Raw genomic sequence first — 8,674 nt, 5'->3', positions numbered from 1 at the left:
TGCGCGTTTTTTCAGCTGCCAACCGCTTTGGTGCTCTAGCCCTAAGCCTTGCCCTGCTAGCGGGCTGTGCAAGTAATGACACCAACGATGAAGAGCCAGATGAATTTGCTGGGGTACAAGAACGCGAGCTGTATGAACTTGCTCGTTCGGCTCTAGACAGTAATCGCTACCCGATTGCGATAGCACGTTTAGAAGCACTGGATACTCGCTATCCGTTTGGTGCGCATGCCGAGCAGGCACAGCTTGAGTTGATCTATGCCTACTATGAAAACAGCAACTGGGAAGAAGCGCGTGCGGCGGCTAGCCGTTTTATTCGCCTGCACCCCGACCACCCACAAGTAGATTACGCCTACTATCTGCGCGGTCTTTCCGCGTGGCAAGCGGGCCGTTTCAGCTTAGAGCGTCTGCGTTTAATTGATATCTCAAAGCGTGACCTGGGCGCTTCACGGGATGCCTATAATGATTTCCGTGAGCTGATTCAGCGCCACCCGCAAAGTGAATACGCGCCCGATGCCCAGCAGCGTATTGTTTACCTGCGTGAACTGATGGCACGGCACGAGCTGCACGTCGCAGATTACTATCTACGCCGCGGGGCTTATTTAGCCGCCGTTGAGCGCGGCCGCTGGGTAATCGAAAACTATCCTGAATCCAGCGCCACTCGCGACGCTTTAGCCACAATGGTAGAAGGCTATCAAGGGCTGGATATGGATGATCGCGCCAGTGAAGTGCTCACGGTGCTGCGTGAAAACGCACCCGATCACGAGCAGCTGCAGGGCAATCGTTTCGTGCCCAAGCACGTAAAAAAGAATGACTAACGAACCGTAAAGGCTTCGTGAATGACATTTTTGAGATACGTTCCTCAAAAACGTTCTTCAAAAACCAAAAAACCACGCCGAGGCGTGGTTTTTGGGTTTTCTTACTCAGCGATGCTTGAAAACGCCCGGCCTACTCGCCGGGCTGCCATCCATTCACAATCGGATAGCGGCGGTCGCGGCCAAAGCCTCGTGGCGTGACGCGAACGCCAATAGGTGCCTGGCGGCGCTTATACTCACAGCGATCGACGAGCTTAACGACTTTATACACATCTTCATGATCGAACCCGGCGGCGATGATCGCCTCCGCGCTCATATCGCCTTCGATGTAGCTGACCAAGATCGCGTCCAAAACGTCGTAGTCCGGCAACGAGTCGCTGTCCTGCTGATCGGGCGCCAGCTCTGCGCTCGGCGGGCGCTCAATCACACGCTCTGGAATCGCCGGCAACTGGGTATTGCGCCAGCGAGCCAAACGATACACCCAGGTTTTATACACGTCTTTAATCGCGTTATAGCCACCCACCATATCGCCGTAAAGCGTCGCGTAACCCACCGCCATTTCGCTCTTGTTACCGGTGGTCAGCACCATCAGGCCCTTCTTATTCGAAAGTGCCATGAGCAGCACGCCACGACAGCGCGACTGCAGGTTTTCTTCCGTCGTATCTCGCTCGGTACCGGCAAAGCTCTCGGCCAGCGTCCCCATAAACGCCTCGACCATAGGTTCAATCGGCAGAACTTCGTAGTGCACGCCTAGCAGGTTGGCCTGCTCGGCAGCGTCCTGCTTGGAGATGTCTGCCGTATAATGATAAGGCATCATCACCGCCTGCACCCGCTGAGGACCCAGGGCATCGACCGCAATGGCTAGCGAGAGCGCGGAATCAATGCCACCAGAAAGCCCCAGCACGACTCCGTCAAAACCACTCTTGTTGACATAATCGCGCAGCCCGGTGACCAGCGCGCAGTAAAGACTCTCTTCAGGCGCTGCTTCAGGGTCAATCTCACCCGGTTGAGGCTCCCATACAGTGGCACTGGTTTGTAAAAACTGAATTGGCATCAGGCCAGCCTGCCAATACGGCGCTAACACCTGGAGTTCGCCGCTGGCGTTAACGCAGCAAGAACCGCCGTCAAAGACGAGCTCGTCCTGACCGCCGATGGTATTCACATACACAATCGGGCGTTTAACGTCTTGGGCGTGCTGCTCCAATAAACGCAACCGCTCAGCGGGCTTGTCCTGGTGATAAGGCGAGGCATTCAGCGTAATCAGCACTTCAGCACCCGCCTGGGTCGTGGCCTTGACCGGCGCACCATCCCACAGGTCTTCACAGATCAAGATGCCTAATCGGGCGCCCTTGTGCTCATAGACCAGCGGCTGTGTGCCGGGCGTGAAATAGCGCTGCTCGTCAAACACCTGATAGTTAGGCAGCGCATGCTTGGCGTACTCAGCTTCCCACTGCCCGTTGTAAAGCACTCCAGCCAGGTTATAACACTGCCCTTCGCGTACGCCTGGGTAGCCGATAATCACCAGCACATCGCGGGCAATTTTCGACGCCATTAAAGCGCGGGCTTCGCGCAGGCGTGTTTCCATTGAAGGGCGTAGCAGCAAATCTTCCGGCGGATAGCCCGACAAAAAAAGCTCCGGAAAGACCACAATATCCGCCCCATGCTCAATTCGCGCTTCGCGCACGGCTTCAATTGCTCGCGCGGCGTTGCCGGGAATATCCCCGACCAGAGGATCGAGTTGGGCCATTACCAGCGTTAAGTCTTGCATGGGCATCAAAATCTCTTGAGAATCTTAAGAATAGGGTTGCACCGTCATACGGCATTGTCCCGCAAGGGCCGCCAGCTAGCAAAGGCCGCGCGACACACTCACCACTTCTATCCCTGCTTCGGGAGACACAAAAGGATGAACCTCTTGATCATTCGGCTGATTATCTTCGCCGTTCTATTCTATCTCGGTTTAAAGCTTTACGGCCTCTACCGTCAACGCAAACTCGACCATCAGACGCAGAGCAACAAAATCAACCGCCATGAAGGTGGCGAAATGGTGCGCTGCCGCTGGTGCGAAGTCCACGTTCCCGAACAAGAAGCGCTACGTGACCAAGAACAGTGGTTCTGTTCTAGCGCCCATCGCGACCGTTTTCTGCAAGAGCAGCAACATAAAGACGGCGCACCTTAAATCGCGGCCAGCCGCGCGGGCGTAAGCTGATAAGGCGCCGGGTCTACCAGCGGCGTGCGGCCTAACAGCTGGTCAACGAGCAAATGGGTCGAGGCCGGTGCTAACACTAGCCCATTGCGATAATGCCCGGCATTGACGAACACGTTAGGCCGCTCAGGCAGTGCGCCAATAAAGGGGACGCCGTCAGGGGAGCCCGGGCGTAACCCGGCCCACTGGTTCGCCACCGGACAGCTTGCCAAGGCGGGCACCATCGCCTCTGCGCTCTGTTTTAATGAGGCGAGCGCCGCCTCGTCGGTGGTCTTATCGAAGCCCGCCTCTTCCAGTGTCGAGCCCACTAGCAGCAGGCCGTCTGCGCGCGGAATGATGTAACGGCCATCTTTTAATACCACGCGCTGCACCAAGCCTTTGGGTGCCTGATAAGCGATCATCTGCCCTTTCACTGGCCTTACCGGCAGCCGCACCTTTAGTTGCGCTAACAGCTGAGCGGCCCAGGCCCCTCCGCACACCACAATGCGCCCAGCCTTCAGCGGCCCCTGGGAAGAGACAACACCATCTCCATTGCCATCACTAAACCCACTAACGTCGCACTGCTCGCGCAGCGTGACATTAGGCATCGCCGCTAGACGAGTTTTCAGCGCTTTAGCTAAGCGTGGGTTGCGCACGCTGCCCAGCGTCGGCATCCACAGCGCGCTGTCGGCTGCCATCGCAACGCTTGGTTCTTTATCGCGGACAACGTCTTTTCCCACCCTTTCGAGGGGCTTGCCCAGCTGGCGCGCCCAGTTCAGCGCGTCCTCAGCATCGTCCACGTTCAGATACAGCAGCCCTTTTTGGCGATATTCAGGATCAATCCCGGTTTCTTCCAACAATCGCAACGCTAAAGAGGGATAAACGCCTTCAGACCAGCGTGATAGCTGCGATACCGCCGTGGCGTAGCGCCATGGATAAAGCGGCGACACAATGCCTCCGCCGGCCCATGAAGCTTCTTTCCCGCACTCGCCGCGTTCAACCAGCGTTACTTGCTGGCCAGCATCGGCTAATTGCAACGCCGTCATCATACCGATGACACCGCCACCAATAATTAAGAAATCGCTCACAAAAATGTCCGTTTTGGCTTACATAAAAAGTGCTCAGCGACGCCTAGTGTGACCTATGAGCTTAAGAGACTCGCGGCTGGCAACGGACAGTGAGCATAGCGCGGGCGTTAACAGGGTCAAGTGGGGAGTCGGCGATGAGCAAAGACCAGATCAACATGCACACCTCATTTGAAGGTGGATTTACGCTGCTTGAGCTTCTCGTCACACTACTGCTGGTGGGTATTATTAGCGTCTGGGGAGTGCCGCGCTTTCAAGCACTGGGCGAACGATCCGCACAAGCAAGCGAGGTTAATCGGCTACAGAGCACGTTGTCTTTAGCGCGCAATACCGCGATTAGCCAACGCAGCCATATCACGGTCTGCCCCACCGCTGGCGACCGCAGCGCCTGTAATAACGACTGGGCCGGTGAGCTAATAATTGTGCGTGGGAGTGACACCGATGGCATTCAAGCCCAAGACATCCTGCGTATTGTTCCTATTCAGCAGAACACACAGGTAGCTTACAGCCGCGGCTGGTCGCGCATACGCTACGACCCTATGGGCTTTACCAGCGGCTTCAACGGCAGCTTTACCGTTTGCGCTGGCCACCGCGCCGAAGGCGCTCAGGGTCAAAAGCTAGTGCTCAGCCAATTAGGGCGGCTGAGGATTGATGAAGCGCCTATCGATTGTTAGACGCCTCATCATGCAGGGAAAGATTACCCGGCAATACCGTCTAGGTAACGCTCGGCATCCAGTGCAGCCATGCAGCCACTGCCCGCAGAGGTAATGGCTTGGCGGTAAATGTGATCCATGACGTCGCCGCAGGCAAATACGCCGGGTATATTGGTGGCGGTCGCATTACCTTCTAACCCAGAATTCACTTTGATATAGCCGCCATTCATCGTTAACTGGCCCGCAAAGATGCCGGTATTAGGGCTATGACCAATCGCAATGAACAAACCAGGCGCATTAATTTCTTTGCTTGAACCATCTTTGGTGGATTTAACGCGAATACCGGTGACGCCCGAGTTATCGCCCAGTACTTCCTCGACCTCCTGGAACCACTCAAGCGCGATTTTGCCCGCCTCTGCTTTCTCGAACAGCTTGTCTTGCAAGATTTTTTCCGCACGCAGAGTGTCGCGGCGATGCACCAGCGTCACCTTGGAAGCGATATTGGAAAGGTACAGCGCCTCTTCCACGGCAGTGTTACCGCCACCCACTACAATGACTTCTTGGTTACGGTAGAAAAAACCATCGCAGGTAGCGCAGGCAGAAACGCCCTGGCCCATAAACTGCTGCTCAGTGGGCAGCCCCAGATAACGCGCGCTGGCACCGGTCGCCACAATCAGCGCATCACAGGTATAAAGGCCGCTATCGCCTTTCAACGTAAATGGTTTTTCGCCTAAACTGACCTCATTGATATGGTCGAACAGTACTTCCGTATTGAAGCGTTCAGCATGCTGCTGCATGCGTTCCATCAATTCTGGGCCCTGAACACCCTGAGCGTCGCCCGGCCAATTATCCACGTCGGTCGTCGTCGTTAGCTGCCCGCCGGCTTGAATACCGGTGATCAATAACGGCTTCAAGTTTGCACGCGCGGCGTAAACGGCGGCCGTATAGCCAGCCGGGCCGGACCCAAGAATAATCAAACGCTCATGACGAGTTTCCATGACACCACCTTCTAGAGACTTAACTGATAGCTTTATCGATAGCCGTGTAAACAATAGCTATCCAAACAATTTGGCAGAGAGTCTGCCTGAAATGGCGTCAAGTACAAGCTATTGCAAGGTTTACCCTAGGCTATTAGGCGAATAAACCTTGAAAGCAACTGTGCAAACACCCATGTATTATTACTATGGTAAGCCATACTATAAAGAAAGACCGTGACCGTCACGTTGAGCTAAACGCTCAGCAACAAGAGGAGAATGGCATGAGCAAGATACCTGATACGCTAAGTACCTTAGAGGTTGGCAACACCACGTATCACTACTACAGCCTCCCCCAGGCGGCCGGGTCGCTCGGCAATATTGACCGGCTGCCCAAAACGCTCAAGATTCTACTCGAAAACCAGCTACGCTTCGCCGACGACGAGAGCGTCGAAGTAGACGACCTACAAGCGCTAGTAGACTGGCAAAAAGAGGGCAAATCTAGCCGCGAAATAGGTTATCGCCCCGCGCGCGTATTAATGCAGGACTTTACCGGCGTACCCGGCGTAGTGGATTTAGCTTCCATGCGCGCCGCCGTAGAAAGCCTTAACGAAGACCCTGCGAAGATCAATCCGCTGACCCCTGTCGATCTGGTCATTGATCACTCAGTGATGGTCGATAATTTCGGCAACGCTGGCGCATTTCAAGAAAACGTCGATATTGAAATGCAGCGCAACCGCGAGCGCTATGAGTTTTTGCGCTGGGGCCAGCAGGCCTTTGACAACTTCCGCGTTGTGCCACCCGGCACCGGCATTTGCCACCAGGTGAACCTGGAGTACTTGGGCAAAACCGTATGGACCAAAGAAGAGGACGGCAAGTCCTTTGCTTACCCTGACACGCTGGTGGGCACTGACTCACACACCACGATGATTAACGGCCTGGGCGTGCTTGGCTGGGGCGTGGGCGGCATTGAAGCCGAAGCAGCCATGCTCGGCCAGCCGGTGTCGATGCTGATTCCCGAAGTGATTGGCTTTAAGTTGACTGGCAAGATGCGCGAAGGCATTACCGCCACCGACTTGGTGCTGACAGTCACTGAAATGCTGCGCAAAAAAGGCGTAGTGGGTAAGTTTGTTGAGTTCTACGGCGACGGTTTGAAAGACCTCCCGCTGGCTGATCGTGCCACTATCGCCAATATGGCGCCTGAATACGGCGCTACCTGCGGGTTCTTCCCGGTCGATGATGAAACGCTGAACTATTTGCGCCTAACCGGACGCGAAGATGAGCAAGTTGCGCTTGTCGAAGCTTACAGCAAAGCCCAGGGCCTATGGCGCGAGCCCAACGATGAGCCGATATTCACCGATGCCCTGCAGTTAGATATGACAGAGGTAGTCGCTAGCCTTGCCGGCCCCAAACGCCCTCAGGATCGCGTGGCGCTACAAGATATGGCGTCGGCCTTTGGTAAGTTCATGCAGGAAGATACGAAGGCAAGCGCTACAGAGAAGGGCAAGTTCTCTTCTGAAGGTGGCCAAACCGCCGTGGGCGTAGAGCGCAGCTTCAAAGATGACTCCAGCCAAGCCGTTAAGCTGAATGATCGCGACTTCAGCCTTGACCCTGGCGCGGTGGTCATTGCAGCCATTACGTCGTGCACGAACACTTCAAACCCCAGCGTTATGATGGCGGCGGGGTTGCTGGCACGCAAGGCTCGCGAAAAAGGATTAACCACCCAGCCATGGGTGAAGACCTCACTGGCACCGGGTTCTAAAGTAGTCACCGACTACCTAGCAGCCGCGGGCTTAAATGAGGACTTGGACGCCCTAGGCTTTAACCTGGTTGGCTACGGATGCACGACCTGTATCGGCAACTCAGGCCCTCTTGCCGATGAGATTGAGCAGGCGATTAACACCGGTGACCTTGCTGTCGCGTCGGTGCTTTCCGGCAACCGTAACTTCGAAGGCCGCGTTCATCCGCTGGTAAAAACCAACTGGCTTGCATCGCCCCCCCTTGTTGTTGCCTATGCATTGGCCGGTAACGTGCAGCGCGACCTTACCAAGGAACCGCTAGGCCAAGATAGCAATGGTGAGCCCGTCTATCTCAAAGACATTTGGCCGACTCAGGCTGAGATTGCCACTGCCGTCGAGAAGGTCAACACCGATATGTTCCGTAAAGAATACGGTGCGGTGTTTGAGGGCGATGATGTCTGGAAAGCGATCAGCGTTTCGAAAAGCAAGGTCTATCAGTGGCCTGAATCCACCTACATTCAGCACCCGCCGTTCTTTGAAGGCATGGGCCGTGAGCCGGATGCCATCGAAGACGTACACGGCGCCCGCGTGCTAGCGATGCTGGGTGACTCGGTGACCACCGACCACATTTCCCCTGCCGGTGCCATTAAACCCGACAGTCCTGCAGGCCGCTACTTGCAAGAAAACGGCGTCAAGCCTGTCGACTTCAACTCTTACGGTTCACGCCGTGGCAACCATGAAGTCATGATGCGCGGTACTTTCGCTAACGTGCGTATCAAAAACGAGATGCTTGATGGCGTCGTCGGTGGTGAGACTCGCCATGTGCCCAGTGGCGAACAGATGGCTATTTACGATGCGGCCATGAAGTACAAAGAGGAAGGTAAACCGCTAGTCGTTATTGCCGGTAAAGAGTACGGCACCGGCTCCTCGCGAGACTGGGCTGCCAAGGGTACGCGCCTGCTGGGCGTGCGCGCCGTGATTGCCGAATCCTTCGAGCGTATTCACCGCTCCAACCTAATCGGCATGGGCGTTGTACCGCTGCAGTTTGCGGAAGGTGAAAGCCGCCAAACGCTAAAATTGACCGGCGACGAAGAGATTTCGATTGCGGGTTTAAGCGATCTCACGCCGGGCGGCACGGTGAAGGTAGTCATCAAAACTGCCGATGGGGAACGCACCGTTGATGCCAAGTGCCGAATTGATACGGTAAACGAGCTGGCTTACTACCGCCA

The 8,674-nt window shown here is 55.6% G+C and carries 7 protein-coding genes; 4 read left to right on the top strand and 3 right to left on the bottom strand.

Features of this window, described 5'->3' with window-relative positions; genetic code table 11:
- A partial coding sequence (locus tag ACTH5D_RS16455) for an outer membrane protein assembly factor BamD (protein ID WP_441673121.1) occupies nt 1-815 on the top strand: 815 nt, incomplete at its 5' end.
- A 130-nt stretch (nt 816-945) separates the two neighbouring features.
- On the opposite strand, the gene ACTH5D_RS16450 is transcribed toward ACTH5D_RS16455, so the two are convergent.
- Nucleotides 946-2,580 carry an NAD+ synthase gene (locus ACTH5D_RS16450; protein ID WP_441673123.1) on the bottom strand — a complete coding sequence of 545 codons (1,635 nt, stop codon included), beginning with the start codon at nt 2,578-2,580 and terminating at the stop codon, nt 946-948.
- A gap of 135 nt (nt 2,581-2,715) precedes the next feature.
- On the opposite strand from ACTH5D_RS16450, the gene ACTH5D_RS16445 reads away from it, so the two are divergent.
- Nucleotides 2,716-2,988 (top strand): PP0621 family protein, encoded by a 273-nt coding sequence (locus ACTH5D_RS16445; RefSeq protein ID WP_441673119.1) that lies wholly within the window; start codon nt 2,716-2,718, stop codon nt 2,986-2,988.
- Here the strand turns inward: ACTH5D_RS16445 and thiO are convergent.
- The gene (gene thiO / locus ACTH5D_RS16440) at nt 2,985-4,082 is read right to left on the bottom strand and encodes a glycine oxidase ThiO (protein ID WP_441673117.1); all 1,098 of its coding nucleotides are present in this window, start codon (nt 4,080-4,082) and stop codon (nt 2,985-2,987) included. The two genes, ACTH5D_RS16445 and thiO, sit on opposite strands and share 4 nt — an antisense overlap.
- A 134-nt stretch (nt 4,083-4,216) precedes the next feature.
- Between thiO and ACTH5D_RS16435 the strand changes: the two genes are divergently transcribed.
- Nucleotides 4,217-4,753 carry a GspH/FimT family pseudopilin gene (locus ACTH5D_RS16435; protein ID WP_441673115.1) on the top strand — a complete coding sequence of 179 codons (537 nt, stop codon included), beginning with the start codon at nt 4,217-4,219 and terminating at the stop codon, nt 4,751-4,753.
- A gap of 23 nt (nt 4,754-4,776) precedes the next feature.
- Here ACTH5D_RS16435 and trxB read toward each other — a convergent pair whose 3' ends face one another.
- Nucleotides 4,777-5,730: a thioredoxin-disulfide reductase gene (trxB, locus tag ACTH5D_RS16430; RefSeq protein WP_441673113.1), complete on the bottom strand. Its 954-nt coding sequence runs from the start codon at nt 5,728-5,730 to the stop codon at nt 4,777-4,779.
- A gap of 260 nt (nt 5,731-5,990) precedes the next feature.
- Here trxB and acnA point away from each other — a divergent pair.
- Nucleotides 5,991-8,674: aconitate hydratase AcnA (gene acnA / locus ACTH5D_RS16425; RefSeq protein ID WP_441673111.1), on the top strand; the 2,684-nt coding region annotated here is incomplete at its 3' end.

It is taken from the genome of Halomonas sp. (assembly GCF_052095695.1).
GTDB lineage: Bacteria > Pseudomonadota > Gammaproteobacteria > Pseudomonadales > Halomonadaceae > Vreelandella.
Note: the sequence above shows the minus strand (reverse complement) of the source record. Positions and strands in the feature narration are given on the sequence as shown.

Coding starts and splice junctions, on each gene's coding strand:
- ACTH5D_RS16450 (WP_441673123.1), bottom strand. CDS start 2,580: ATGCAAGACTTAACGCTGGTAATGGCCCAACTCGATCCTCTGGTCGGG.
- trxB (WP_441673113.1), bottom strand. CDS start 5,730: ATGGAAACTCGTCATGAGCGTTTGATTATTCTTGGGTCCGGCCCGGCT.
- ACTH5D_RS16435 (WP_441673115.1), top strand. CDS start 4,217: ATGAGCAAAGACCAGATCAACATGCACACCTCATTTGAAGGTGGATTT.
- ACTH5D_RS16445 (WP_441673119.1), top strand. CDS start 2,716: ATGAACCTCTTGATCATTCGGCTGATTATCTTCGCCGTTCTATTCTAT.